This window comes from Streptomyces sp. RPT161, from assembly GCF_027533845.1.
In the GTDB taxonomy this organism is placed as follows: domain Bacteria; phylum Actinomycetota; class Actinomycetes; order Streptomycetales; family Streptomycetaceae; genus Streptantibioticus_A; species Streptantibioticus_A silvisoli_A.
On record NZ_JAPZVN010000001.1, the window covers coordinates 546,693 to 570,731 of the forward strand.

28 protein-coding genes are annotated in these 24,039 nt (G+C 69.6%); 8 read left to right on the forward strand and 20 right to left on the reverse strand.

Features of this window, described 5'->3' with window-relative positions; translation table 11 throughout:
* Positions 1–135: 135 nt before the first annotated feature.
* The 3 genes from O5O46_RS02385 to O5O46_RS02395 all read left to right on the forward strand — a co-directional run bounded on the left by O5O46_RS02385 (position 136) and on the right by O5O46_RS02395 (position 2,336).
* Entirely contained in the window at positions 136–912 is a 777-nt protein-coding gene (locus O5O46_RS02385; RefSeq protein WP_269853490.1) for a GntR family transcriptional regulator, read from the forward strand.
* 156 nt (positions 913–1,068) lie between these two features.
* Positions 1,069–1,545 carry a SigE family RNA polymerase sigma factor gene (locus O5O46_RS02390; protein WP_269853491.1) on the forward strand — a complete coding sequence of 159 codons (477 nt, stop codon included), beginning with the start codon at positions 1,069–1,071 and terminating at the stop codon, positions 1,543–1,545.
* Positions 1,542–2,336, forward strand: a complete 795-nt coding sequence (locus tag O5O46_RS02395) for a hypothetical protein (RefSeq protein ID WP_269853492.1) — start codon at positions 1,542–1,544, stop codon at positions 2,334–2,336. The genes O5O46_RS02390 and O5O46_RS02395 overlap by 4 nt, the downstream gene beginning before the upstream one ends.
* A gap of 64 nt (positions 2,337–2,400) precedes the next feature.
* Here O5O46_RS02395 and O5O46_RS02400 read toward each other — a convergent pair whose 3' ends face one another.
* The 6 genes from O5O46_RS02400 to O5O46_RS02425 form a co-directional block, all read right to left on the reverse strand.
* Complete coding sequence (locus O5O46_RS02400; RefSeq protein ID WP_269853493.1) at positions 2,401–3,078, reverse strand: hypothetical protein; 678 nt, start codon at positions 3,076–3,078, stop codon at positions 2,401–2,403.
* A gap of 891 nt (positions 3,079–3,969) precedes the next feature.
* Positions 3,970–4,263 carry a hypothetical protein gene (locus tag O5O46_RS02405; RefSeq protein WP_269853494.1) on the reverse strand — a complete coding sequence of 98 codons (294 nt, stop codon included), beginning with the start codon at positions 4,261–4,263 and terminating at the stop codon, positions 3,970–3,972.
* 195 nt (positions 4,264–4,458) lie between these two features.
* The gene (locus tag O5O46_RS02410; RefSeq protein ID WP_269853495.1) at positions 4,459–4,881 is read right to left on the reverse strand and encodes a hypothetical protein; all 423 of its coding nucleotides are present in this window, start codon (positions 4,879–4,881) and stop codon (positions 4,459–4,461) included.
* The gene (locus tag O5O46_RS02415) at positions 4,881–5,132 is read right to left on the reverse strand and encodes a DUF7848 domain-containing protein (protein WP_269853496.1); all 252 of its coding nucleotides are present in this window, start codon (positions 5,130–5,132) and stop codon (positions 4,881–4,883) included. The genes O5O46_RS02410 and O5O46_RS02415 overlap by 1 nt, the downstream gene beginning before the upstream one ends.
* Positions 5,129–5,329 (reverse strand): hypothetical protein, encoded by a 201-nt coding sequence (locus O5O46_RS02420; RefSeq protein WP_269853497.1) that lies wholly within the window; start codon positions 5,327–5,329, stop codon positions 5,129–5,131. The genes O5O46_RS02415 and O5O46_RS02420 overlap by 4 nt, the downstream gene beginning before the upstream one ends.
* A gap of 197 nt (positions 5,330–5,526) precedes the next feature.
* Positions 5,527–6,024 (reverse strand): ATP-binding protein, encoded by a 498-nt coding sequence (locus tag O5O46_RS02425; RefSeq protein WP_269853498.1) that lies wholly within the window; start codon positions 6,022–6,024, stop codon positions 5,527–5,529.
* Between the two features lie 261 nt (positions 6,025–6,285).
* On the opposite strand from O5O46_RS02425, the gene O5O46_RS02430 reads away from it, so the two are divergent.
* On the forward strand, positions 6,286–7,656 hold the full coding sequence (locus O5O46_RS02430; protein WP_269853499.1) for a sporulation protein: 1,371 nt from the start codon (positions 6,286–6,288) through the stop codon (positions 7,654–7,656).
* A gap of 3 nt (positions 7,657–7,659) precedes the next feature.
* Here O5O46_RS02430 and O5O46_RS02435 read toward each other — a convergent pair whose 3' ends face one another.
* Entirely contained in the window at positions 7,660–8,838 is a 1,179-nt protein-coding gene (locus O5O46_RS02435) for a phosphotransferase enzyme family protein (protein ID WP_333482319.1), read from the reverse strand.
* A gap of 83 nt (positions 8,839–8,921) precedes the next feature.
* On the opposite strand from O5O46_RS02435, the gene O5O46_RS02440 reads away from it, so the two are divergent.
* Together O5O46_RS02440 and O5O46_RS02445 are read left to right on the forward strand one after the other, a co-directional pair.
* Positions 8,922–9,476 carry a peroxiredoxin gene (locus tag O5O46_RS02440; protein WP_269853501.1) on the forward strand — a complete coding sequence of 185 codons (555 nt, stop codon included), beginning with the start codon at positions 8,922–8,924 and terminating at the stop codon, positions 9,474–9,476.
* A 2-nt stretch (positions 9,477–9,478) separates the two neighbouring features.
* Positions 9,479–10,012 (forward strand): alkyl hydroperoxide reductase, encoded by a 534-nt coding sequence (locus O5O46_RS02445; RefSeq protein WP_269853502.1) that lies wholly within the window; start codon positions 9,479–9,481, stop codon positions 10,010–10,012.
* Between the two features lie 90 nt (positions 10,013–10,102).
* Here the strand turns inward: O5O46_RS02445 and O5O46_RS02450 are convergent, their stop codons facing one another.
* The 4 genes from O5O46_RS02450 to O5O46_RS02465 form a co-directional block, all read right to left on the reverse strand.
* On the reverse strand, positions 10,103–11,470 hold the full coding sequence (locus O5O46_RS02450; RefSeq protein WP_443072354.1) for an AI-2E family transporter: 1,368 nt from the start codon (positions 11,468–11,470) through the stop codon (positions 10,103–10,105).
* A gap of 135 nt (positions 11,471–11,605) precedes the next feature.
* A complete protein-coding gene (locus O5O46_RS02455; protein WP_443072355.1) occupies positions 11,606–12,301 on the reverse strand; it encodes a lytic transglycosylase domain-containing protein in 696 nt (231 codons plus the stop codon).
* A 452-nt stretch (positions 12,302–12,753) separates the two neighbouring features.
* Positions 12,754–14,094: a PhoH family protein gene (locus O5O46_RS02460; protein ID WP_269853504.1), complete on the reverse strand. Its 1,341-nt coding sequence runs from the start codon at positions 14,092–14,094 to the stop codon at positions 12,754–12,756.
* A 406-nt stretch (positions 14,095–14,500) separates the two neighbouring features.
* A complete protein-coding gene (locus tag O5O46_RS02465; RefSeq protein ID WP_269853900.1) occupies positions 14,501–15,262 on the reverse strand; it encodes an isoprenyl transferase in 762 nt (253 codons plus the stop codon).
* A gap of 198 nt (positions 15,263–15,460) precedes the next feature.
* On the opposite strand from O5O46_RS02465, the gene mgrA reads away from it, so the two are divergent.
* Positions 15,461–16,504 (forward strand): L-glyceraldehyde 3-phosphate reductase, encoded by a 1,044-nt coding sequence (mgrA, locus tag O5O46_RS02470; protein ID WP_269853505.1) that lies wholly within the window; start codon positions 15,461–15,463, stop codon positions 16,502–16,504.
* A gap of 100 nt (positions 16,505–16,604) precedes the next feature.
* Here mgrA and O5O46_RS02475 read toward each other — a convergent pair whose 3' ends face one another.
* Together O5O46_RS02475 and O5O46_RS02480 are read right to left on the reverse strand one after the other, a co-directional pair.
* Entirely contained in the window at positions 16,605–17,291 is a 687-nt protein-coding gene (locus O5O46_RS02475; RefSeq protein WP_269853506.1) for a prepilin peptidase, read from the reverse strand.
* A 19-nt stretch (positions 17,292–17,310) separates the two neighbouring features.
* The gene (locus tag O5O46_RS02480; protein ID WP_269853507.1) at positions 17,311–17,805 is read right to left on the reverse strand and encodes a hypothetical protein; all 495 of its coding nucleotides are present in this window, start codon (positions 17,803–17,805) and stop codon (positions 17,311–17,313) included.
* 593 nt (positions 17,806–18,398) lie between these two features.
* Between O5O46_RS02480 and O5O46_RS02485 the strand changes: the two genes are divergently transcribed.
* A complete protein-coding gene (locus O5O46_RS02485) occupies positions 18,399–18,758 on the forward strand; it encodes a DUF192 domain-containing protein (RefSeq protein WP_269853508.1) in 360 nt (119 codons plus the stop codon).
* Between the two features lie 3 nt (positions 18,759–18,761).
* Here O5O46_RS02485 and O5O46_RS02490 read toward each other — a convergent pair whose 3' ends face one another.
* The 7 genes from O5O46_RS02490 to O5O46_RS02520 form a co-directional block, all read right to left on the reverse strand.
* Positions 18,762–19,382, reverse strand: a complete 621-nt coding sequence (locus O5O46_RS02490; RefSeq protein WP_269853509.1) for an OmpA family protein — start codon at positions 19,380–19,382, stop codon at positions 18,762–18,764.
* Positions 19,383–19,393: 11 nt separating this feature from the next.
* Positions 19,394–19,978, reverse strand: a complete 585-nt coding sequence (locus O5O46_RS02495) for a hypothetical protein (RefSeq protein WP_269853510.1) — start codon at positions 19,976–19,978, stop codon at positions 19,394–19,396.
* A 34-nt stretch (positions 19,979–20,012) separates the two neighbouring features.
* Complete coding sequence (locus tag O5O46_RS02500; protein ID WP_269853511.1) at positions 20,013–20,720, reverse strand: pilus assembly protein TadG-related protein; 708 nt, start codon at positions 20,718–20,720, stop codon at positions 20,013–20,015.
* Positions 20,721–20,722: 2 nt separating this feature from the next.
* Complete coding sequence (locus tag O5O46_RS02505) at positions 20,723–20,956, reverse strand: hypothetical protein (RefSeq protein WP_269853512.1); 234 nt, start codon at positions 20,954–20,956, stop codon at positions 20,723–20,725.
* Positions 20,957–21,072: 116 nt separating this feature from the next.
* Positions 21,073–21,792, reverse strand: a complete 720-nt coding sequence (locus tag O5O46_RS02510; RefSeq protein WP_269853513.1) for a response regulator transcription factor — start codon at positions 21,790–21,792, stop codon at positions 21,073–21,075.
* Complete coding sequence (locus tag O5O46_RS02515; protein ID WP_269853514.1) at positions 21,789–23,135, reverse strand: sensor histidine kinase; 1,347 nt, start codon at positions 23,133–23,135, stop codon at positions 21,789–21,791. The genes O5O46_RS02510 and O5O46_RS02515 overlap by 4 nt, the downstream gene beginning before the upstream one ends.
* Positions 23,132–24,022 carry a DUF5936 domain-containing protein gene (locus tag O5O46_RS02520; protein WP_269853515.1) on the reverse strand — a complete coding sequence of 297 codons (891 nt, stop codon included), beginning with the start codon at positions 24,020–24,022 and terminating at the stop codon, positions 23,132–23,134. Before O5O46_RS02520 ends, O5O46_RS02515 begins: the two co-directional genes overlap by 4 nt.
* Between the last annotated feature and the right edge of the window lie 17 nt (positions 24,023–24,039).

Genomic DNA, 24,039 nt, shown 5'->3' on the forward strand with positions numbered 1-24,039 from the left:
TCACTCGTCCTTACGAGTGACGACTATGGACCCTTGAAGCCGCAAGGCGCAAGTACTTATGCTGACGAGTGACGAGACACGTCGAGACAACGCACGTCCCTACGTACGACGTGCGGCGAGCGGAAGGCCGAACCCATGCCCGGCATCGAACGCCCCGGACCGCTGTACAAGCAGGTCGCAGCCGCCATCCGAGACGCCATCACCTCCGGGGAGTTCCCGCCCGGATCACCGCTCCCGTCCGAGGCCCAGCTCATCGAGCGCTACCAGGTCAGCCGCCCCACCGTCCGCAACGCCGTCGCCGCACTCCGCGCCGAAGGGCTGATCGACGTGATCCACGGCAAGGGCAGCTTCGTCCGCCGCCTGCCCGCTCCCACGCTCACCATCGAGCGCACCGTCACCCGCAAGGCAGGCGCCTACACCACCGGCCAGACCGACTGGCAGGAGACCGAGGCGCCGAGCGTCACCCGCGCGACCACCACCGAGACCACCGGTCCGGCCCTCGGCCTGGACGAAGGGGAAGACCTCTTCTCGGTGGACCGGCTGCTCACCGACCCTGCGACCGGCACGCGCATCCTGCACCGGGTGCTACTCCCGCTGGCCGTCGCCGCCGACCATGACGAGTTGGCCGAGAACCCCGCCACCGCGCCCGAAGAGATCTACGCGCTGCTGGCCGCCGCCGGACACAAGCTCACCTGGACAGAGACCGTCCGCGCCCGCATGCCCCTCCCCGACGAGCGCACCACGCTCGAACTCCCCGACGCCACGCCGATCATCGAAACCACCCGCGTCACCCACGGCAACGACGACACGCCCCTCCTCCTGGAAGAACTGCGCGCCGCCGCCGACCGCGCCCAACTCGCCTACCGCATCAAGGCCGACAACCCGCGCGGACTCCGGGCCGTCCGCTCATGAGGCCTTCTCCAAACGTGCGCCTCATAGAACAGGGCATCAGGACGACCTGACCGGCGATTAGCCACGGTTGATCGAAGAACTACTGCAACATGGCGGCGTGGTGGTCTCGTCTACAGGGCATGGGATGCCATCGCATAGTGGGGCGGGGGGCGGCGGGTGGAGTTTGAGGTATTCGCCAGTCAGGAGTGGGCGCGGTTGAGGCGCGCCGGGTTTCTGCTGTGTGGGGACTGGCATACGGCCGAGGATCTGGCTCAGGCGGCGTTGATCAAGGTGTATGCCCGGTGGCGGACCCTGCGGTCTCCGCAAAAGGCGAGCGCGTTCACGCGGACGGCGTTGGTGCGCACCTGGATTGACTGGCAGCGGAAGCGCTCCAGTACGGAGGTTCCTACCGGTTCGATGCCGGAGCGGTCGGCGGGTGGGGACGACGCGGAGACGCGAGTGACGTTGCTGGATGCCCTGGCGCAGCTTCTGCCGATGCAGCGGGCTGTGGTGGTGCTGCGGTACTGGCAGGACCTGCCTGTGGAGGAGGTGGCGCGGCTTACCGGTCGCAAGCCCGCCACCGTGCGTTCGGATGCGGCGCGCGGCCTGGCTGCCCTCAAAGCTGTGCTGACGGAGAAGGAGACCGTGCGATGAACGACGAGGCGAGGGTGCGGAAGATGATGGACGATGCGTTGGCCGGTGAGCCGGGGGGCGGTCCGGACCTGGGCGTGATCGTGCAGGAGGGAGCGCGGGTGAGGCGGCGTGCCCGGTGGCGCGCTGTCGGAGTGGGTGCGGTGGCTGTGGTTGCGGCAGCCTGCGTGACCTTTGGGGCGACCCGTGCTCTGCAGCAGGGCGCCTCTTCGGCGGGGCCGGTTGATCCGGGGCTGGCCGGGGTGGCGTCCAGTCCGTCAGCACCGCCCGCCGATATGTCGCGCAAGACAACCGACGCTGTGCACGCGCAGCTGATGGCCGCGCTGTCCAAGCATCTCCCGGCCGGGATGAAGATCAGCGAGGGCTCCGGGCCGACGACGTTTCACCTGACGCGGGCGGACGGGTCAGTAACCACGATCAGCGCGTTGTCAGGACCGCAGACGCTGGCGGGGCTACCTAACCCGTGCCAGCGCTCCCGGTACACCAGCGACTGCCAGGCGCTATCGCTGCCGGACGGGTCGCATGGCTGGGCCTCGGTGGTCGACAAGGGCATGCGGCCCGGCTGGGTGGTGTCGGTGGCGGCGGTCACCCTGAACGGGCAGGTGTTCGGGCTGGGTGACGGCGACACCGAGAACCTCACTCCCGGTAGGGGCGGCCGTCCGGAGGCAGGCACGCCGCTCACAGAGCAGCAATTGACCGCGATGCTGACGCAACCGGATGTACTGGCTGCGCTCAAGCAGGTGCCCACCGACGAGGTCACCCCCGTTCCCGCTGGAAGCCCCCACAGGCCCTAAAAACGGGACGGCCCCGCCCCCCAGTGCGGTTCGATCGGGGGCGGGGCCGCCGCCTAGCAGTGCGTCAGTGCCAGGGGCCGCATGCCACCAGCGAGTCGTCCGAATCGTACAGACAGCCACGGTCCTGGTAGCCCGGACCGTCGTAGTAGGAGTTCGTCCACACGTCGGCCTGGTTGTACAGGACGCCCGCCCGGCCGTTCCAGTTCTGGCCGTTGTTCCAGGTCTGGTCTACGTAGACCTGGAAATTGTGAGGCGCCCCGTTGCCCATAGCTTGGAGGTACTCGTGGTTGTCCGAGCCAAGGTAGGTGCCCTCATCGAACCAGCCGATGCTCGGTTGTTCCTGGTCGCACCAGTACATGGACTCTTCGGCGGCGCAGTTGTAACCCATCGGCTCCATGGTGGCGTTGGGCTTGAACTGGGGCCGCCCGGTCTTGACCTTGTGCTCGCGGGCCAGCTTCTCCAGCTTGATCTTCTCCGCGTTGAGCGCCTTGACCTGCGCTGGGGTGAGCAGCGCCAGGTTCTGGTTCTGCTTGCCGCCGGAGAAGATGATCGGGTTGTCGAAGCTGCCGAGCCGGGCGTGCGGGTTGTAGGTATGCATGCCGAGCGCGGTCTTAGGCAACGGGGCGGCCGTTGCCGGGGAAGCCGAGGCCGCGAACATACCGAAGGACGCGACTGCCACGCCAGCGGCGATGACTGCTCTGAACTTGAAGCCGAGCTTCCGCTCTGCGGGTACGCTACCCATGTCTCCTCTTCACGTGTTGGGGACGCGAAGGCCGCGTGAGCCACGGCAGTGGGCGCAAGGGCATAGGAGTGACGACCGGCCCCCCGCTCAACTACCGTTGTGTTACGCGGCCTTCACTTACGTGAAGATCCTTTCTCATCTTCCGTCGGCCCGCAATCCTCTATAGCTGATTCATAGGCTTACGGCGTGTAGCTGTCGCAACACAGTGCGCAAGAGGCGTGCGATGCTGATCGCGGCGCTGTTTACGAACGCCGAACAACGTGCGTGGTAGTACCAGCAGTCAGCGAGCACCCCTAACCGCCGTCGAAGCCGACAGCATGACTTTCCTGCCCTCACTCACGCTCCGCGGCGCCCCCAAGGCCGGCTGTATGGCTGGGCGGTCTGTCGAAACTTGTCTTCACTTACTCAAGGGCGCGCCTGCAGCGCGCCGGGCGGCCTTGCCGCCCCGGCCGGGCATGCGGCGTGACCGCCGGTCCCGTCCGGTCGGCCAGCCGCCCGGCCACAGCGCCTTGAGCATCGATCACGACGACACACGCCGCAAGCAACGACGCGCCCGCTGCTTAGTACCGCGGAGCCACGTCAAAGCCCATGCCTCCGGCGGGGGCGCTCAGGCTCCGGGATGACAGGGGGCAATCCGGCGCGTGCAAGGCTCGTCGTGGCTGCGGGCGGGGCTGTCATCCCATCTGCCGCCGACCCAGGCGGAGCCATAGCAGCCCTGCTCTGTCCGGTCCATGTCGTTCGTCCAGCAGGGCGCTCCACATGGACCGGACAGAGCAGACCCGCCATCACTTCGTGTGGGTCGACGGCAGACGGGATGACAGCGAGGGACCCCTGTGGTTCCTGTCGGAGGCAAACGTCCTGCCAGGCCCAGCGCCAACACACGCCGCTGGATCACGATGCCGCACGGCCGCCGCCCTCCGCCACGGCACGGATCGCTTCGGTCAACTGCCATGCGACAGCCACTGGCAGCCGCAACCGCACCACGCCCGAGCCATCCGCAGCCGCGTGCGCCTGGGCCTTAACGCCGTCCACCGCCAGGCCCAGCGCCCCCAGCGCCTCCCGTAGAGCTCCCGCCGCGTCGGCCGCCGCCCGCCAACCCCCGACGTAGTCAACGCCAGGCGCCCACAGCACCTCGTCAACGTCGAACCCGTCATCTTCGAAGCCCGGCCCATCCGCGCGACACATGCGCCCAGATCCCTTCCACGTGATTGAGATCAACTCCCCTGCCGATCAGGTGCGTTGGCCAACGGCACGACGAGCGCCCCGGTACCATCAGCACCGGGGTCCGCTCGCGGATCTCCGCCGGACCACCCCGGAAGCTGCCAGGCCGAGAGGGGTGGTCCGGTCACGCTGTTCGGTTATGGCTGAGGCCGCAGAAGGTCACCAGAAGGGATCGGCAGGCCCCGCGCCGACGCGTTGCCGCCTGTCGCAGGCCGACTCATCTGCGCAGCCGATCATGGTCCACCAGCCGTCCTCATCCCGTACGCGGCTGATCGAGAGCTCATCTCCCGTCGCAGAGACACGGCACAGATGGCACATCCTCAACGGCGCCCCGTCCTCCGGCTCACAGACGATCGGCACCCACGCGCTCAGCCGCTCCCATTCGTCCGGCCGCAGCGCCCGCGCGTAGCACGCGAGGACATCCGCGCACACGAGTCGCGTCGAGACCTCCGGAACATCCAATTCGCCCTCGTCCACCAGGCGGTAGTGGCGCTCAGCCCGCAGCGCCGACGCGGCAACGAGACCCCCGCACAGTTCGCAACCGGCCAGCAAGCAACCACTGTGCAGCGCAGAGCTGGCCATCACAGCACCTCCTGCATCGACGCCCGGAAGTACCCGGTGACCGTGCCACGGAACAGCGTGTGACCAGTCCGCCCCGCGTGCTGAAGGCACCACATCTGTGGCCCGTCCCAGTCATCCGCCCCGTCGGACACCTCGCCGCATTCGGCGCACTCGGCACCATGGATCGGCGGACCGCTGGCGGTCTCCGTGGCCAACACCCACTGTGCGAAGCGCACCCGCGACTTGACCGTGCCCTGACCTGAGACGCTCACCGTGTGCCCCTACCGCCGCGATCAACGTCCAACTGCTCGTCGGCGCGGACCCGCATCGGGCTTCCGGTCTTGAAGACCAAGATCACGGAGCCGTCGGAGGAGGCCCGGTCCGTGCGGACCGCCTTCACCTCGCGCGATTCACCGCGAACGCTCACACGGTCCCCGCGCCGCATCCGCTGCGCTTCCTTCTTCGCCATCTGTGACCATCCCTGTGTTCGTCAAGTTCGATCCACCGTCAGCCCGATCCGGGCGACCCCTGCTAGCAGGAGGGGAACCCCGCTCGTCAGGGGTCGCCCACCGCCCCGAAGTCGGAGCGGTCACCGAAGCCGTCATCCCGACCGCAACCCACGGTGAGCCGGGCTGCCTATGACTGCTTCGGAGTCTGCGGCGGCACTCAAGTACCGGCGCCGCCACTCACGTTGAAGCGACAGATGACGCTCTTGCCGCCCAGCTCACGCGGCGCCCACCATGTGGCATCAGCGAGGTTCTGAACGATCAGCAGTCCGCGCCCACTGTTGGGCAACAGGACGTCCGCTGACGCACCCGTCAAGGAGAGTTCGAGAGGCTCACCCACAGGCAACATCGGCGGCGTGGAGTCCTCGTCAGAGACCTCCACGAACAACCAACGCGGCCAGAGACGAAAGCCGACGCCGACGCGGCGTTCGCCATCGGCCCCCGGGCTCCAACCGTCCGGAGTCGCGTGGTGCACGGCGTTCCCAACGAGTTCGGAGACGCACAGCGCCACATCGTCCGTCAGATGCGACAGCCGCCAGTCATGCACGGTCTCCACGGCCATGCGACGCGCTACGCGCCCCGTTTCGGGGTCGTCGGCCATGAGCGTGATCCCACGGAAGCGTTCGGCGGTCGCCAGGCCACCGGGTTCCCCGGTCACGAGCAGCGCCGTACGCGTGGGCAGTTCCCGCGTTCGCGATCCCATCGCAGTCTCCTCTGCTCACTGGCGGATTGGCGTTCCGCCGTCGTGTGCGTCCAGTCAACGGCGGGCGGGCGGCAGGCGGCAGTGTTCACGAGGGGGTCCACGTGCACACCGGGGTTCATGGGGTGGATCTATGGGGGGTTCATGCATGAACCCCCCTCGGCCACAAGTTCTGTGCCACGATGACTACTTGGCGTCATCGTGGAGACGGCAGGAAGCATGAACAGGGAACCCAACCGCAAGTTGGCCGCCCTCATGGCCGAAGCAGGAGCCACGAACAAGGGGTTGGCGAAGCGCGTGCGCGAAGTCGCGCAGCGGCACGGGGTGCACGTCGGCACCACGCACGTGTCCGTGCAGCGCTGGTTGGACGGCAGCGGCATCCAGCCGGAGACAGCGTCATTCCTGGCGGAAGCGCTGTCGGAGAAGCTTCGGCGCAAGGTCACGGCGGCAGCGCTCGGGTTCCCGGGGATCACGGCTGCCGCGCCCAGGACCGGCACGACCTACGCCACGTCCCTCACCGAGGCGTTAGGCATCCTGGACGGACTCACCCAGCACAGGCCCGAGGATGGCGTTTCAGCGGAACCACTCATCCCCCAAGGGGAGATGGACTCCGCCGTACTTTCGTGGTTCCTGGCCCGTCCGGATGGGCTGGTCCTGGACAAGCCCGGCGCGCGCCGCGTTGGTATGCGTGACGTGTCCGCCATCAGGGCAGCCGGAGAGGCGTTCATGCGGCTGGACTTCCAGTTCGGCGGCGGCCACGGTCACAAAGCCCTGCGGGTGTACTTCCGCGAGGAGGTTCTTCCTCTCCTGGACGCCAGCTTCAGCGCCAAGGTCGGGACCGCCCTGTACGACGCCGCGACGGAAATCGCCCAACTCCTCGCGTGGACCGCGTACGACACCGGAGATCACGCACTGGCGAACCGGTACATGCTGTCAACGCTGCGCCTCACCCAGGTCACCGGCGACCGGATGATGGGTGCACGCATCCTCACCAACATGAGCCATCAGGCCAACTACTTGGGGCAGGCGTCCCGTGCCGTACGACTTGCCCGCGCATCTGTGGAAGGCGGAAACGGCCACGCCACCCCGCGTGCGATGGCTCTGTACTCGTGCCACGAGGCCCGCGCGCTGTCCACCGCCCGCGATCAAAAGGGCGCCGCCCACGCGATGAACGAGGCGGAGAGGTTCTTCGAGCGAGCCGAGAGCGGAAACGACCCCGACTGGCTGTCGTACATGGACGAAGCCGAACTGGTCGGCGAGTTCTGCCACTGCTTCCGAGACTTAAAGCTAGGCCGGGAAGCAGTCCACTTCGCAGAACGCGCCGTCGCCCTCACGGATCCCAAGTACGCGCGCACGTTGGGGTTCTGCCGCATGGTCCTGGCGCAGAGCCAGCTGCTGAATGGCGAGTTGGAAGCGGCTGCGCACACCGCCAGCCAAGCCGTCGACGGTGGAGACGCACTTCAGTCCGCGCGCTTTCAGCGCTACGTGGCCGACTTCCAGCACGAGATCTCCGGCCACGCGGGGAATCCTGCCGTCCAGCAGTTCAACGAGCAGGTACGCGAGGCCATGGCCCGCCTGGACGACGATTAGGCATCATCCCGGGTGCCAGTTCCGCGGTGCGTCGTCATCGCGCAGTGAGGCGATGCGCCGCGCGTACTCCTCCGCTACTTCGGGACTCTCGGCAACGTTCTGCATCAGCCAAGTGGTCATCTGGAATTCCTGGATCGCCCGCAGCGTAGGGAACCCCGACCAGGAGCGCAGATCACGGCCGTACGCGGCCACGAACGCCGCGTACTGCTCCGGGGTCTGCCAGCCAAGGCTGTCATGCTCCGTGGCGGTGACCATGAGGTCCCATTCCGGGTAGTCGTAGCAGAACACCTCGAAGTCGATGAGGATCACCTGGCCCCGAGTGTCCACCATCAGGTTCTGCACATGCGCGTCACCGTGCACGGGACCCTTCGCCGACTCGAAGCGCAACTCCGCCAGCCGGTCGCGGAGTTCACGGCCCCGTTTCCGAAGGAACTGCCGGTCGTCCTCGCCTATGCCGGTCGCCGCCTCGATACGGAGATCACTGCGCCCGAAAGGGCTGTACGGAGGAAGATCCAACCCCTCTGGCAGTTGCAACGAGTGCAGATCACGCAGGATCGCGCCCAACTCCGCATAAGTGGCCTTCCGGTCGCCCTCCTCGATCAAGTGCCAGAAGGTCACCGGGTGTCCGTCGATGATGAGCGGCTGTTCGATGTCGTCCACGATCCGAGCCGCCGGAAGCCCTTCGCTCGCGAGCCACCGCGAAACGTGCACCTCGTTTCGGACCGATGGCAGGTAGTCCGTGGACCGGGCGATCCGAATGACGACGGGATGGCCGGCCAGCCTGAAAATCGCGTTCTCCCCGAAGCGGAGCAACCTCGCCCCATCACTGCGGAGCCCCGCTCGTCGGCATGCCTCAGCCATCACCCGGGCGGCGACCGCCGACGTGAACCCCTCTCCGTCGTTCATTCCAGCGTCAGACGGCATGCCCGTACCACTCCCCTTAGTCGCACACTCATGCCGCGCGCCGCCGAGGCAGTCAGCGGCGCGCAACTCGACAACGACCGTACCCAGCAGGTAGGGAAGCAGACGAGGGGACGGGTGATCTGTGCACCAGGGCCAGCGCCCAGGGGGCAGCAGAGCGTGATCTTCCTCACGCATGGGCACGGAATAGGCCCGGGTCAACGCACCCACCGCCTGCTTATCAATGCGACAGCCATTTGATCGCAGAACCCGATCAATCATCCAGCGAGTGGCAATTTTTCTGGATCAATGGCCCTGTGGCACCCTGGCGGAGTCCAACCCCTCATGATCGTGGAGACTCATAGATGCTCACCGTTGGTGACAAGTTCCCCGCCTGGAAGCTCCTGGGCGTCGAAGGCCCGTCCGATGACAAGCTGGAGATCAAGGAGTACAGCTCCGAGGACTTTAAGGGTTGGTCGGTGGTCTTCTTCTGGCCCAAGGACTTCACCTTCGTGTGCCCGACCGAGATCGCCGCGTTCGGCAAGCTGAACGACGAGTTCGCGGACCGTGACGCGCAGATCCTCGGTGTCTCCGGTGACTCCGAGTTCGTCCACCACGCCTGGCGCAAGGACCACAAGGACCTGCGCGACCTGCCGTTCCCGATGCTGGCCGACTCCAAGCACGAGCTGATGCAGGCGTGCGGCGTCGAGGGCGAGGACGGCTTCGCGCAGCGTGCGGTCTTCATCGTCGACCCGAACAACGAGATCCAGTTCACCATGGTGACCGCCGGTTCCGTCGGCCGTAACCCCAAGGAGGTCCTGCGGGTCCTCGACGCGCTGCAGACCGACGAGCTGTGCCCGTGCAACTGGAGCAAGGGCGACGAGACCCTGGACCCGGTCAAGCTGCTGGCTGGTGAGTGACCATGGCGCTCGATGAGCTGAAGTCCCAGCTCCCGGAGTACGCCAAGGACCTGAAGCTGAACCTCGGTTCGGTGATCGGCAACAACGACGCGCTGACCCAGCAGCAGCTGTGGGGCACCGTGCTCGCCTGCGCGATCGCCTCGCGCAGCCCGATCGTGCTGCGTGAGCTGGAGCCGGAGGCCAAGGCCAACCTCAGCCCCGAGGCGTACACCGCGGCCAAGGCCGCGGCGGCCATCATGGCGATGAACAACGTCTACTACCGGACCCGGCACCTGCTGTCGGACCCGGAGTACGGCAACCTGCGCGCGGGCCTGCGGATGAACGTCATCGGCAACCCGGGCGTGGAGAAGGTCGACTTCGAGCTGTGGTCGCTCGCGGTCTCCGCGATCAACGGCTGCGGCATGTGCCTCGACTCGCACGAGCAGGTGCTGCGCAAGGCGGACGTCTCCCGCGAGACGATCCAGGAGGCGTTCAAGATCGCGGCGGTCCTCCAGGCCGTCGGTGCGACGCTTGACGCCGAGGCGGCGCTCGCCTGATTCGGCCATGAAGGCGCCCTGGGACCTTTCGGTCCCAGGGCGCCTTCACGCATATCGGTTTGCTTCCGGGGGACTTCGCCCCCGGACCCGTCAGGTGGCCTCGCCTCCCGAAGCCCCCGGCTGGACCGGCGCCACCTCCACGGCGGTGGCCCCGTGCGGCCCGGGAGCCGCCCGCAGGGCCGCCTCCTGGGCGTGGACGCGCAGGTAGCCGACCACCGTGTTGGTCACCGCGACCAGCGGGACCGCCACCACCGCGCCGCCGATGCCCGCGATGAGCGAACCCGCGGCCACCGACAGGACAACGCCCAGCGGATGGACCCGTACCGCGCGGCCGAGGATGAACGGCTGGAGGACGTGGCCCTCGATCTGCTGCACGGCGAGCACCACCACCAGCACCATCAGCATGGTGAACGGCCCCTGGGTCACCAGCGCCACGATCATCGCCAGCGCGCCCGAGGCCACCGCGCCGACCAGCGGGATGAACGCCCCCAGGAAGATCACCACGGCGAGCGGCACCGCCATCGGCACTCCGAGGAAGTAGATGCCGACACCGATGCAGACGGCGTCGATGAAGGCCACTATCACCGTGCCGCGCACATACAGCGTCAGCGTCCGCCAGGCACGCGGACCGGCGCCCACCAGCCCCTCCCGGGCGTCCCGGGGAAAGAGCTTGAGCACCCACTGCCACACGTTCCGCCCGTCGTAGAGCAGGAACAGGGTGGAGAACATCGCAAGGAAGATCCCGGTGAACACCTCGATCACCACGGTGACCCCCTGCAGGCCCGCCGAGGTGATCTGTTCGGCGTTGGTGCCGATGGCGTGCTGGAGGTTCTTGGCGATCTGGTTGATCTGCGTCTCGGTCACATGGAACGGGGAGTTGAGCAGCCCCTTCTTCAACTGCCCGATGCCGTCCTGGAGTTGCTGGGACAGCATGTCGGTGTTCTCCATGACCTGCCAGGCCACGAACCAGCCCACCAGCCCCATGACCACGAAGCCGCCGATGAAGGTGACCGCGGTGGCCAGGCCGCGCGGCAGTCCGGCGCGCTTGAGCATGGCGACGGTCGGCTGGAGCAGCGCGGTGGTCAGCAGCGAGCCGACGAAGGCGAGCACCACCAGCTCCACCGCGCTGATGACCCGCATCAGGACGTAGAGCGCGCCCGCCAGGATCAGGAAGCGCCAGCCGACCTCGGCGGCCACCCGCACGCCCCACGGCACGGCGTGCACCGGGTCGCGCGGCGCGGAGACCGCGGGGGCGTAGGACGGGGGCGGTGGTACGTAGTCGGCCTGCGGCTCCCGCTCCGCCGCGGCGGCCCGCTCGCCCTCCTCGCCGGGCCCACCGGGGAGGCCCTCCTCACGCTCCACGGCCGCGCGGCGCTCTTGGAGGCGGCCGGCGAAACTCGCCAGATTCGCGGCGAAGCCCGCTCCCCATCGGCGCATCTGCGACATTGCCTTCCCCATCCCCAGTACCGAACCTGTGAGGAGGACGACGTTACCCGGGCTCAGGGTTGCCTCATGCGTGTGCCCCCACCCGGACGGATCCGGGCGGGGGCACAGGGCTGGAAGGCGAGGCTCCGTTCGGGGAAGCCCGGCGGCCTAGTACCAGCTGTTGGCCTGCCAGAAGTCCCACGCGCCGCACGGGCTGCCGTAGCGGCTGTCCATGTAGCTGAGACCCCACTTGATCTGAGTGGCCGGGTTGGTGCGCCAGTCGGCGCCGGCCGAGGCCATCTTGGAGCCGGGCAGCGCCTGCACCAGACCGTAGGCGCCCGAGGAGGCGTTGGTGGCCTGGTAGTTCCAGCCGCTCTCGTTGTTCACGATGTGCGAGAAGCACTGGAACTGCGAGGCGTCGCCGATGATCTGCTGAGCCATCGCCTGGATACCAGACACGGAGTAGTCACCGCTGCTCAACACCGACAGCGAGTCACGCGAGTCGCTGCGGCTGGCGGACTGCTGCGCGTCGTGCTCCGCCTTGGCCTTGGCCGCTGCCGCGTCGGCGGCGGCCTTCTTCTTGGCAGCGTCCGCGGCGGCCTGCTTGCGGGCGTTCTCCGCGGCCTGCTGCTTGGCGGCTGCGTCCGCGGCGGCCTGCTGCGTCTGGGCCTGCTCGGTGAGCGAGGCAGCCTGAACGGTGGCCTGCTGACCGGCGTCGATGTTGTCCAGCGCCGTGGTGTCGGCGACAGGCTGCATGGCGGCGGCCGTCGGCTCGCTGCCGGAGGCGACGCCGACGACCGCACCCACGGTGGTGACCGCGGTGGCGGACGCTACGGCGATTCCCCGGACGGAGATCCGGCTCACTCGGTTTCCTTCCAGCATCGCCCGCGTGGTGACCGCGCGGACGCAATCGTGCCCCTGACGCTGGCCTCCCCTTGGTTCGGACCTTTCGGCCCGACTGGTCACGGGAGGCGCTGGCCCGGTGCGATCCCCGGTACTTGGGGTCCGCGTGGTGCTGGGCGGCTTACGACGCAACGCTGTTCAGTTCTGAGGTTCCCCATCACTGGGGGTGTAGGAGTGCCGTAAGCGGGGCCTGACAGCCTCACACCCTGCCCGACGGCGACGCGCCAAGGCAATTCTCCGTTGCGTGGCAAACGTCACACCAGGTTTGGACCTGCGGTTTCACGGAAATCTCGGCGCGTCGCACCCGGGCACGACTAGGCTGCTGCGCCCTCGTTGGGCGCAGCAGCCCCAGAAGTAGTGCCGTTTCCCGTTGTAGCCAGGTGATTTCGGGCGCATTCGCCCCCGAACCCCCGTCAGATGTGGACATCCTCCAGCATCTCGGTCACCAGTGCCGCGATCGGGGATCGTTCGGAACGAGACAGGGTGACATGGGCGAACAGCGGATGTCCCTTCAACTTCTCGACAACCGCGACCACTCCGTCATACCGCCCGACGCGCAGGTTGTCCCGTTGCGCCACGTCATGGGTGAGAACCACGCGCGAACCAGCGCCAATACGGGACAGAACGGTCAACAGGACGTTGCGTTCGAGTGATTGGGCCTCGTCCACGATGACGAACGCGTCGTGCAGCGAGCGACCGCGGATGTGGGTGAGCGGCAGCACCTCCAACATCCCGCGCTCCACGACCTCCTCGATCACATCCGCCGAGGTGACCGCGCCAAGGGTGTCGAAGACCGCCTGGGCCCAGGGGCTCATCTTCTCCGACTCGTTGCCCGGCAGGTAGCCCAGCTCCTGTCCGCCGACCGCGTACAGCGGGCGGAACACCATCACCTTGCGGTGCTGCCGCCGTTCGAGCACCGCCTCAAGCCCCGCGCACAGCGCCAGCGCCGACTTGCCGGTGCCGGCCCGGCCGCCCAGCGAGACGATGCCGACGTCCGGGTCGAGCAGCAGGTCGAGGGCGATGCGCTGCTCGGCGCTGCGGCCGTGCAGCCCGAACGCCTCGCGGTCGCCGCGTACCAGCCGTACCCGGCCGTCCTCGGTGACCCGGCCGAGCGCCTTGCCGCGTTCCGACTGGAGCACCAGACCGGTGTGCACCGGGAGTTCGGCCGCGAGGGGGAGCGCGACCGGCTCGTCGGTGAACAGCGCGTCGATGTCGTCGGCGGCCACCTGGAGTTCCGCCATTCCGGTCCAGCCGGAGGTGATGGCCAGTTCCGCCCGGTACTCCTCGGCCAACAGGCCCACCGAGGACGCCTTCACGCGCAGCGGAAGGTCCTTGGAGACGACGGTGACGTCGTACCCCTCGGCCTGGAGGTTGCGGGCGACCGCCAGGATGCGCGAGTCGTTGTCGCCGAACCGGCCGCCCGCCGTCTGGGGGAGCATGCCGGGCGGCAGTATGGCGGGGTCCGAGTGGTTGAGCTCGACCCTGAGCGTTCCGCCGAGGTCGCCGATCGGGATGGGGGCGTCCAGTCGCCCGTGCCTGATCCGGTACTCATCGAGCAGCCGCAGCGCCTGGCGGGCGAAGTAGCCGAGCTCGGGGTGGTGGCGCTTGGCCTCCAACTCGGTCACCACGACGACCGGGAGCACCACTTCGTGCTCGTCGAACCGTGTGATGGCGTTGGGGTCAGCCAGCAGCACGCTGGTGTCGAGAACATAGGTGCGCCGGTCGTGCTCCCGGCGGTTCTTGCTGGTCACCACGGGTGGACGAACCCCCTCGGGAAGGGTTGGGTGCGACGGCGCCGCAGGCATCGCGTGCGTCGCGCGGTACTGGGCCGGGGACGGCCACGGGGGCCGGACCACGACCCTCCGTCATGACGCGGCCGCTGCCGTCTGCTGACAGCACGTCCGTGCGCAAGGGGCCTCCCGGGCGGGCGGCACCCTGCCACCCGCTTCTTCCGACGCCCGTGGCTCGGGTGTCGGCCTGAAGGGGGTATTCCCTCGAAGGTGGTCGCCTATACGCCTCCCGCTTGGGGGTTTACGGCGCGGGGCTCCGTGTCTCCTCAGGAGGGTCACAGATTCCACCTTTTGGCGGCACACCCCCCAACCACCCTCTTGGGGCAAGCGCGGGGGCCCGCCGGTACGGGGAAAACGCCCCCGGCGACGGTCAGTTGCCGTATCGCCTGTGCCGCGCGGCGTAGTCCCGCAGTGCGCGCAGGAAGTCCACCTTGCGGAGCGCGGGCCAGAAGACCTCGCAGAAGTAGTACTCCGAATGGGCGCTCTGCCAGAGCATGAATCCGGACAGCCGCTGTTCGCCGGAGGTGCGCAGGATCAGGTCGGGGTCGGGCTGACCCCGGGTGTAGAGGTGCTCGGCGATGTGCTCCACGTCGAGGATCTCCGCGAGGTCCTCGATGGACGTGCCGCGCCCGGCGTGTTCGAGCAGCAGTGACCGCACCGCGTCGGCGATCTCCTGCCGTCCGCCGTAGCCTACGGCGACGTTGACCAGCAGTCCGTCCAGCCCGTCGGTGGCCTGCTCGGCCTCCTTCAGCACGCCCTGCATCCGGGCGGGCAGCAGGTCGAGCTGGCCGACGTGGTGCACCCGCCAGCGACCGGTGGCGGCCAGGTCGGTCACCGCGCCCTCGATGATGCCGAGCAGCGGGTTGAGTTCCTCGGCCGGACGGTTGAGGTTGTCGGTGGACAGCAGCCACAGGGTGACCACCTCGACACCGGTCTCCTCGCACCAGCCGAGCAGTTCGGCGATCTTGTCGGCGCCCGCCTGGTGGCCCTGCTCCGTGGTGCCGCCCGCGGCCCGCGCCCAGCGCCGGTTGCCGTCCAGGATCACGCCGATGTGCTTGGGCACCTGCCGCTGGTCCAGGTGGGACTCGACCCGATGCGCGTAGAGACCGTAGACCAGGTCCCGCAGCCGCAGGTCGCGCAGTCTCATTTCCAGCCCCTCGAACCCTCAAACCCTAACGACGCCCCGTCTCGCCACCATACTGCGGTGAGCCGGGCGACTACGACCCGGGTGCACGCGGCAACTGGCGGCCACCGGCGCGTCCCCTCCCGTCATACCGCGGTGCGCGCCCGGTACGCCGCCGGGTCACGCCGCCGTGATAAGGAGAGGCGCATGAACGTACGCTCCCCCTACCGCGCCGCCGACGAGCGCTACGAGTCCATGGAGTACCGGCGTACCGGCCGCAGCGGGCTGAAGCTGCCCGCCGTCTCCCTCGGTCTGTGGCACAACTTCGGCGACGACCGCACCCTGGACTCGCAGCGCGCGATCCTGCGCCGCGCGTTCGACCTGGGCGTCACCCACTTCGATCTGGCCAACAACTACGGGCCGCCGTACGGCGCCGCGGAGGCCAACTTCGGCAAGCTACTGGCCCAGGACTTCCGCCCGTACCGTGACGAACTGGTCATCTCCACCAAGGCCGGGTACGACATGTGGCCGGGGCCGTACGGCGAATGGGGGTCGCGCAAGTATCTGACGGCCAGTCTCGACCAGTCGCTGAAGCGGATGGGCCTGGAGTACGTCGACATCTTCTACTCGCACCGGTTCGACCCGGACACCCCGCTGGAGGAGACCATGGGCGCGCTGGCGTCCGCGGTCCACCAGGGCAAGGCCCTGTACGTCGGCGTCTCCTCCTACAGCGCGGCGCGCACCGTGGACGCGGCGCTGCTGCTGCGCGAGATGGGGGTGCCCGCGCTGATCCACCAGCCGTCGTACTCGATGATCAACCGGTGGATCGAGGACGACGGGCTGCTGGACGCCCTGGAGGCGGAGGGCATGGGCTGCATCGCCTTCGCACCGCTGGCGCAGGGCATGCTGACCGACCGCTATCTGCACGGCATTCCGCAGGGCTCACGGGCCAGCCAGGGCAAGTCGCTCGACCCCCAACTGCTGACCGACGAGGTGGTGGCGCGGCTGCGCGGGCTGAACGGGATCGCCCAGCGGCGCGGCCAGTCGCTGGCCCAGCTCGCGCTCAGCTGGGTGCTGCGCGACCAGCGGATGACCTCGGCTCTGGTCGGGGCGTCCAGCGTCGCGCAGTTGGAGTCCAACGTGGCCGCGGTGGGCGCTCCCCCGCTGACCGACGAGGAACTGGCCGAGATCGACTCGCTGGCCAAGGTCGCCGGCGACGTCAACATCTGGCACCGCAGCAGCGAGGCGTAGTCCTCCGGCGGATCGCGCATCCGGCTTGCGGCAGGTCCGGTGGCGGTGTCGGCGGCGAGCTGGCCCGACACCACCGCGGCGGCGCGGCTCGGCGCGGGCCTCAGCCCGCGCCGAGCAGTACCCCCGCGAGTGCGCCGACCAGCATGAACGGTCCGAAGGCGATCGTCGTCCGCCGGTCGGCGCGCCGGGTGGCGAGCAGCACCAGACCGGTCACGCCGCCGAGCGCGAACCCCAGGAACGTTCCGACGAACAGCACCGGCCACCCGTACCAGCCCAGCACCAGCCCCAGTGTGGGCGCCAGCTTCACATCACCCAGGCCCATGCCGGCCGGATTGGCCAGCAGCAGTACGAAGTAGCCCGCGCCCAGCACCAGACCGCCGAGCAGGGCCCGCGGCCAGGACCCGGTGTGACCGGGAAGCAGCGCCGCCGCGCCCAGCAGCAGCACCGTCCCGGCGGCGGCCGGAACCGTCAGCACGTCCGGCAGCCGCCGTACCGCGAGGTCCACCCTGGCCAGCAGCACGGCCAGCGGCACCAGCAGCAGCCACACAGCCAACTCCGGCCGTACGCCGGCGCGTTGGGCGAGCATCGCGCAGATCACGGCGGCCAGTACGGCGGGCCAGCCGTCGCGCACCGTCGACGGCGGCCCTATCCAGCCGCGCCACCCCGGCCGTTCACCGGGCCGCCGTTCCTGGCCCGGCCGCACCGCGAGCCGGTGCGCGGCGCGCGGCACGGCGGCACCGGACGCCAGCCCCCACAGGGCGGCGGTGGCGACGAGAAGAGCGTGCACCCGGCAGACGCTACCGGGATCAGCCCTTGAGGAGGTTGCCCTTGCCGATGGTGCCGACCTGGATGCTGTTGGCGATCCGGTTCATCGTGTCGAGGGTGAGGTCGGAGGTGGTACCGCTGATCCTGACCTGCACCGGCTTGCCCTTGGCGTTTCGCGCGGTGATGTCCAGGACGCGCAGCCTGGGGCTGTCCAGGCTCGGGCGGTAGGTGTAGCTGACCTGGGCGGCGGGCTTGCCGCCGAGCTTGAAGTCGGCGCTGTTCTTGACCTTCACGCCCACGGGCCGCTGCAGCTTGGCGTCGGACAGCACCTGGACCACGCCGACCTGCTCACCGTCCTGCTTCCACACGGCAGAGGCCAGCACGCCCTTGGGCAGTCCGCTGGCGGGGAGCGCCTTCCAGTCCTTGGGGACGGCGAAGGCGATGCCCTGCGCGTTGACATACGTCCAGCCGTCCGGCGCGCCACGGCCCACACCGCAGCCCACCGCTGCCGAGCCGAGCAGCAGCACGGCACCCACGGCACCGAGGGCTCTGCCCCACCGCTTGGTTGAGCCGACCGAGCTGTTCACACTCACCCTCACACAGGCATCCGGAGCGCGGTACGACCATTCGCGCAGATCTCCACCGTATCCGTCCTAACGTTACCCGCGGAGACGCGCGAACCACGGGTGCGAACGGGCGCCGCGACAGCGGGAACACCAGCGCGGCGGGCATCCCGCCACGTTCGGTGCGCCAACGTTTCCGCTGCTCGCGCCCGATGCGCCCGGCGAGCACCGGAGCACGGCGGCGGCGCCGCGGTGATCCACCGTCCCGTACCGCCGTGTCCTAATCGCAACGAGCGGATGAAGCCGACGGCGACGGGAGGCGACGCGGGGACGATCCGGCCTGTGACGGCCGCCACAGTGCGAGCACAGAAAACGGGCCGATCCGCGGGGTGGGTTGCGGATCGGCCCGAGGGGGGGACTTTCACTGTAGCGCGCTCCGGTCCTCTTGGCGGCCCTCCGACACCGGATTAGGGGGATGGCCGGTTCTGACGGGGCCGGAAGGGGGGCGAAGCGGGGGGATGACGGAACGGACGCGGATTGACGCGGTTGGCGCGGGGAGGATCGCGATGGGACGACGGTGGCGCGACGGGGCCGGCACTTTGCGGGTGGTCGGCGCTGACGGCGGGCCGGTCCGGCTGGAGATCGCGGCTTCGTACCGCGCCCGCACCCGCGGACTGCTGGGCCGGGACGGCATCGAGGGCGCGCTGCTGCTCACCCCGGCGAGCGGGGTGCACACCTTCCGGATGGGGTTCCCGATCGACGTCGCCTACCTCGACCGGGGCCTGCGGGTGCTGGCGGTGCGCACCATGCCGCCGGGGCGCCTCGGGCTGCCCCGGCCGCGCTCCCGGCACGTGCTGGAAGCGGCGGCCGGAGCGCTGGCCGGGTGGGGGGTGCGGCCCGGTGCGGTACTGGAGATCGAGGGGTGACGGTCAGCCCTGCGCCTTGGGGAAGGTGATCTCCACCCGGCGGTTCTTGCGGCGCCCGTCCTCGGTGGAGTTGTCGGCGATGGGGAAGTCCTCGGCGTATCCGCGCACGTCGAACTGGATGCCGCCGTCGGCCGTCAGGTCCTGGGCGAGCACGGTGTAGACGGCCTCGGCGCGCTGCTTGGACAGTTCGAGGCCGTGCTCGTGCGAGCCGAGGTTGTCGGTGAAGCCGAAGACCTGCACCGTCCTGGCGTTCTGCCGGTTGATCTCGTCCGCGATGGCCTGGATGCGGGAGCGGGCGTCCCCGCCGAGCGCGGAGCTGTCCTTGTCGAACAGCACCTCGGACTGGAGGGAGAACGTCACGTCGGCGGGCGTGTCGGAGCGCCGCTCGTCCCCGTTGGAGTCCTCCACCACGGTCTTGATGTCCAGCACCTTGGCTGCGGCGAGGGTGGCGCCCGGCATCAGCTTCAGCCCGGGCGCGTGCGGGTCCACCTGGGCCGACGGCGCCGACGACGCGGACGGCAGCGGCTCGGCGGACGGGGAGTCGGCGCGGGCGGGCGAGCCGCCGAGGCCGCTGGCGGCGGTGAACAGCAGGGCCGCGGCGGTGGCGGTGACGAGGTGCTTCATCTCGGCCGTCCTCACTGCGAGATCACGATGGACGCGGTGGGGAGGGTCGGCAGGTCGAAGTCCACCTGTGTGGTGGTCGCGGGCGGCGCAGGGAACTGCGCGAAGACCGGCATGGTGGCGCCGGGCTGGATGATGTCCAGCCCGGTGGAGCAAAGGCAGCGGCCCTCGGTGTCGCGCAGCACGTAGTAGCGCTTCTTACCGAGGGTGTCGACCAGGGTGGCGCCGGCCAACGAGCCGCCGTTCTTCTGGAGTTCCTCCTCGTCGCCGCGCCAGGAGCCCGCCTGGCTGAACGGCTGGCTGCCGGTGTTCTTCACGGTGCCGGTGACGGTGACGAAGCCGCCGGTCTCCCGCTTGGCCGAGTTGATGGTCAGCACGATGCCGTCCGGCCCCTTGATGGTGGCGAGCACCTGGGTGGGATCCTGCGGCGCGGCGGGGGCACCGCTCGCGGTGCCGGCGGGACCGGTCGAGGAAGTGGCCGACGCGGTCTGGGACTTGGCGCCACCGCTGCCGCACCCGGCCAGGGCGAGGGCCAGCGCGGCGGCGAGTACCGCCGCGGTCGCACGAGAGCCGGTGCGCTTCGTCTGCCCAGTCCTCATATGCCGTTCCTTCGGTCGTCCGGTGTGTGCGGGGTCAGCGGGTCAGATGGACGGAGAACAGCTCCGCCGCGGACGGAAAGAGCGTGAGGTTCGACGGGTCGACCACCCAGTTCCGCCCGTCGCACAGCAGCGTTCCCGGCGACGGCGTACCGCTGGGCGACGGAGTCGGCCCCACCGGAGGGCCGGGCGGGGGCGTGGGTGTCGGGGCCGGGCTTGCCGGAGGGCTTGCCGAAGTCGTGGGCGACGCGCCCTGCCACTGGCACAGCGGCTCGATCGCGGCGGTCGCGTCGGCGTGCGCCGTCCGGCTCTCGGTACCGGGCACCACCGAGGTGCCGACGGTGTAGTTGGTCTCGACGGAGGCGGTGTAGCCGTTCAGTCCGCCGTCGGTGCGCACCAGGCGGCAGTCGGTGGTGTGCGCCTTGTTGGCGGCGGCGAAGGAGTCGGCCTGCTGGCACGGGTCGTCCCGTACGTCGAGCAACTGCCCGCCCAGCAGGGCGCCGAGGTCGTCGAGCCGCCCGGAGTGGAAGGCGGCGAGCAGCGCGTCGCGCAGTTGGGCGCGGGTGTCCTGGGCGGCGGCGAGCGCCGCGGCGTCGGCGGCGGTCTGCGCGCCGTTCCTGGTGGCCGCTGCCTGGCCGACCGCGAAGTACGCGAACGCGAGCAGGAGCAGGGCGCCGATCACCGTGAGGTAGACGGGCAGGGCCTGCCCCCGGTCGCGTCGGGCGCCGGTCGGGCCGGGCCGCATTCCTACTTGGTGACCTTGGCGATCTCCGAGGTGATCGCGTTGTAGATGGTCTGGCCGATGTTGGTGCCCAGGATCGCGGCGACGATCAGCACCACCACGCCGATGATCCCCAGGTACTCCACCGAGGTCTGCCCCCGGTCCGAGCGGGACCTGATCGCGGCGACCGCGGTGTCCTTCCAGCCGCTGACCCGGATCCGGGTGGCGGTGACCGCCTTGAGCCCGAGGTTCTTCGGCACGTTGACCCCTTCCAGCGACGGGTGCGACGCGCGCACGGTACGGCGCCGCGCCGGTACCGCCCAAGGGCCCTGGGGCCCAATCACGGGCCCAGCCAACGGATTTCACGCCGCCGCGGTCAGCCATGGCGCACCGGTCCCCGTACGGTCCCGAGCCATACGGCGATGGCCTGGCTGCGGTTGTCGGCGTGCAGTTTGGCGAAGATCCGGTTGATGTGGTTCTTCACCGTCTTCTCGCTGATGAAACAGGCCGCGGCGATCTGGTGGTTGGTCATCCCACCCGCGATCAACTCCATGACCTCTTCCTCCCGTTGGCTGAGCCCGTACTGGGCCCGGTCCACCCCGGTGCCCACCGACTGTGCCATATCTGGTTGCAGTTGCAAAGGGGCGTATTGCGATTGCAAAGACCGCGCCGGAGTGCGCGCCCTGGCGTGGGCCATGAGCGAGGTCGCCGCCGACGTGGTCAGACAGGCACGGCCCTCGCTGATGTCCCGTACCGCGCGCACCAGTTGCTCGACGGTGAACTCGCCGTGCACCAGATAGCCGCCCGCGCCACCGCACACCGCGGCCCGCACCACCTCGTCCTCCCGGCTGTACGTCAGCATCAGCACCGGCGCGATCGGCACCAGACGCGGTAGCGCCGCCAGGCCGTCCAGTACCGGCATCCGCACGTCGAGCAGCACCACGTCGGGCCGGTGCTCGGCCGCCGCCGCGCACGCCTGGCGGCCGTCCGCCGCCTCGGCCACCACCTCGATGCCGTCCTGTGCCGCGAGCAGCGCCGCCAACCCGGCCCGCACCACCGGGTTGTCATCGGCGACCAGCACCCGCACCGTGCTCATGGCGCCCCCCTGGGTCGTTCCGGTACCGGCGCATCCGCTGCGTCGAGCGGGAGTTCCAGCCGAACCTCGGTGCCGCCACCGGTCTCACCGGTGCCGATACGCAGCCGCGCGCCGATCACGGCGGCTCGCTCGACCATGCCCACCACCCCGAAGTGCCCCTTGGTGCGCAGCGTTTCCAGCGTGGTACCGGGCGGCAGGCCGCGACCGTCATCGGTCACACTGACCCGCAGAAGCAGCCGGTCCACGATGCCGACGGTCACCTCGACACGGCTGGCGCCCGAGTGCCGGTGCGCGTTCTCCAGCGCCTCGGCGACGACGCCGAGCAGCTGGCGGGCGACCGGCCGCGGAACGGACGGCAGCGGGGCATCGCCCAACCTGTTGAGCCGGACGGGAAGTCGGGTACGGGCCCGGAAGGCGTCCAGTTGGACCGCGAGCTCGTCGGCGAGCGGCGCCGCCAACTCGTCGGGCGCGCTGCGCAGTTCGCCGAGCAGTTCCCGGGATTCGGTCGCCGCGCGGCGGGCGGCCCTGGCGATCAGCTCGGCCTGCTCGCGCACCGCGCCCGGGTCCAGCCGGTCGGCGCGGGCGGCCAGCGCCTCGGCGGCCATGGTGACGCCGTGCAGCGTCTTCGCCACCGAGTCGTGCATCTCCCGGGCCAGCCGGGCCCGTTCGGCGACAGCGGTCTCGGTGACCGCCAGCCGGTAGCGGGTCTCGGTGAGCGCCCTGGTCGCCTCGCCGAAGCCGAGCACCAGCCGTCGCAGACTCACCCCCGCCACGCCGAAGACCACGCAGAAGCCGGACAGCAGCAGCGAGTTGGCGACCGTGGCGTGCTCGCGCACGTCGACCGAGGCGGCACCGGCCACCACCAGCACCTGGATGGTGGTGAACAGCGCCGAGCCGCGCCAGCCGTAGACCAGACCGGCGAGCAGCGGCGTGCTGACCGTGACGTACGCCAGCGGGCTCTCGGTCGTGCCGACGGTCAGCAGCACCGCGGCGAACAGCGTGTCCACCGCCAGCAGCGCCGGATGCCGCAGCAGTAGCGGGCCGAACCGCTCCCAGTCGCGGAAGAGGACGTACGCCCCCATGAACGTGATGACCACGGCGGATCCGGCGATCCAGGCGGTCGGCCCGGGCGCCACCCCGAGCAGGGCGATCGGCGCCGCGAGGGCCAGCACGGCCAGCCGGAAGCCGAAGACCTGGCGGCACAGCGCCTGGAGGGCGGATATCTGCAACGTGATAGCAGGGTTGACCGGGGTCGCGGCCGTGCGCTCAACCGGCACGCGGGCCCGTACGCGTACCGGCCGTAACCCGCCGAAGACCCGCACCGCTTCGCCCGATCCGGTCATCTGCCCAGCACCTGTCCGAAGCTCACGTTGTTGCCCAGGAACAGCACGGCGAGCAGCAGGATCATCGTCGCCGGAACCATGAACGTGGTGATCACCACCGTTGACTTGGGCACCGCGCGGGCCGCCCGGCGGCGGGCGTTCTGCGCGTCGGTGCGGCGCATGTCCTTGGCGATCTGGATCAACGTGTCGGCGATCGGCGCGCCCAGTTCCTCGCCCTGCTGCAGGGCGGTGGTGAACTGGGCGACCTCTTCGGAGTCGTTGCGCCTGCGCAGCTCGTCGAAGGCCTGGCGCCGGCTGACCCCCATGTCCATCTGGTGCAGGGTGATCCGGATCTCGTCGGCCCACGGCCCCTGGTAGTTGTCGGCCACCCGCTCCAGCGCCTGGCGGAAACCGAGCCCCGCGCTGACCACCACCGCGAGGACGTCGAGGAAGTCCGGAAGGGTGCGCTCGATCTCGTCCTTGCGCTGCCGGATCGCCAGCCAGATGCCGACGTCCGTCCACCACACGCCGAACGCGAACAGCACCAGGGTGAGGATCCACTGGCCTTTGAGCAGCAGGACCAGCCCGCCGCCGAAACCCAGGAGCCCGTAGACCGCGCGCCGGGCCGCGTAGCGGTCGACGGTCAGGCCGCCGGGGTTCCCGGCGAGGTCGAGCCTGCGGCGCAGCCGGGCCACCCGTAGCGGTCCCATCAGCCGCAGCACGGTGGGCGCGTAGCGCATGCCGAGCCGGTCGATCACCGAACCCACGGCGGTGGTGCGGGTCGCGCCCACCTCAAGGGCGAGGGCGAGGTCGTCGGGGAGCCGGGCCGAGCGGCGGTAGAGCGCGACGCCGTACCCGGCGCCCACGACGGCGAGTCCGCTCAGCGCGGCCAGCAGCAGGGCCGTCAACGGGCCCTCCCGGCCGC

What these genes read in the sequence shown, in the direction of transcription:
- O5O46_RS02385 (WP_269853490.1), top strand. Translation starts at nt 136, where the DNA reads ATGCCCGGCATCGAACGCCCCGGACCGCTGTACAAGCAGGTCGCAGCC.
- O5O46_RS02395 (WP_269853492.1), top strand. Translation starts at nt 1,542, where the DNA reads ATGAACGACGAGGCGAGGGTGCGGAAGATGATGGACGATGCGTTGGCC.
- O5O46_RS02400 (WP_269853493.1), bottom strand. Translation starts at nt 3,078, where the DNA reads ATGGGTAGCGTACCCGCAGAGCGGAAGCTCGGCTTCAAGTTCAGAGCA.
- O5O46_RS02405 (WP_269853494.1), bottom strand. Translation starts at nt 4,263, where the DNA reads ATGTGTCGCGCGGATGGGCCGGGCTTCGAAGATGACGGGTTCGACGTT.
- O5O46_RS02410 (WP_269853495.1), bottom strand. Translation starts at nt 4,881, where the DNA reads ATGGCCAGCTCTGCGCTGCACAGTGGTTGCTTGCTGGCCGGTTGCGAA.
- O5O46_RS02420 (WP_269853497.1), bottom strand. Translation starts at nt 5,329, where the DNA reads ATGGCGAAGAAGGAAGCGCAGCGGATGCGGCGCGGGGACCGTGTGAGC.
- O5O46_RS02430 (WP_269853499.1), top strand. Translation starts at nt 6,286, where the DNA reads ATGAACAGGGAACCCAACCGCAAGTTGGCCGCCCTCATGGCCGAAGCA.
- O5O46_RS02435 (WP_333482319.1), bottom strand. Translation starts at nt 8,838, where the DNA reads ATGATTGATCGGGTTCTGCGATCAAATGGCTGTCGCATTGATAAGCAG.
- O5O46_RS02440 (WP_269853501.1), top strand. Translation starts at nt 8,922, where the DNA reads ATGCTCACCGTTGGTGACAAGTTCCCCGCCTGGAAGCTCCTGGGCGTC.
- O5O46_RS02445 (WP_269853502.1), top strand. Translation starts at nt 9,479, where the DNA reads ATGGCGCTCGATGAGCTGAAGTCCCAGCTCCCGGAGTACGCCAAGGAC.
- O5O46_RS02450 (WP_443072354.1), bottom strand. Translation starts at nt 11,470, where the DNA reads ATGGGGAAGGCAATGTCGCAGATGCGCCGATGGGGAGCGGGCTTCGCC.
- mgrA (WP_269853505.1), top strand. Translation starts at nt 15,461, where the DNA reads ATGAACGTACGCTCCCCCTACCGCGCCGCCGACGAGCGCTACGAGTCC.
- O5O46_RS02485 (WP_269853508.1), top strand. Translation starts at nt 18,399, where the DNA reads ATGGGACGACGGTGGCGCGACGGGGCCGGCACTTTGCGGGTGGTCGGC.
- O5O46_RS02490 (WP_269853509.1), bottom strand. Translation starts at nt 19,382, where the DNA reads ATGAAGCACCTCGTCACCGCCACCGCCGCGGCCCTGCTGTTCACCGCC.
- O5O46_RS02495 (WP_269853510.1), bottom strand. Translation starts at nt 19,978, where the DNA reads ATGAGGACTGGGCAGACGAAGCGCACCGGCTCTCGTGCGACCGCGGCG.
- O5O46_RS02500 (WP_269853511.1), bottom strand. Translation starts at nt 20,720, where the DNA reads ATGCGGCCCGGCCCGACCGGCGCCCGACGCGACCGGGGGCAGGCCCTG.
- O5O46_RS02510 (WP_269853513.1), bottom strand. Translation starts at nt 21,792, where the DNA reads ATGAGCACGGTGCGGGTGCTGGTCGCCGATGACAACCCGGTGGTGCGG.
- O5O46_RS02515 (WP_269853514.1), bottom strand. Translation starts at nt 23,135, where the DNA reads ATGACCGGATCGGGCGAAGCGGTGCGGGTCTTCGGCGGGTTACGGCCG.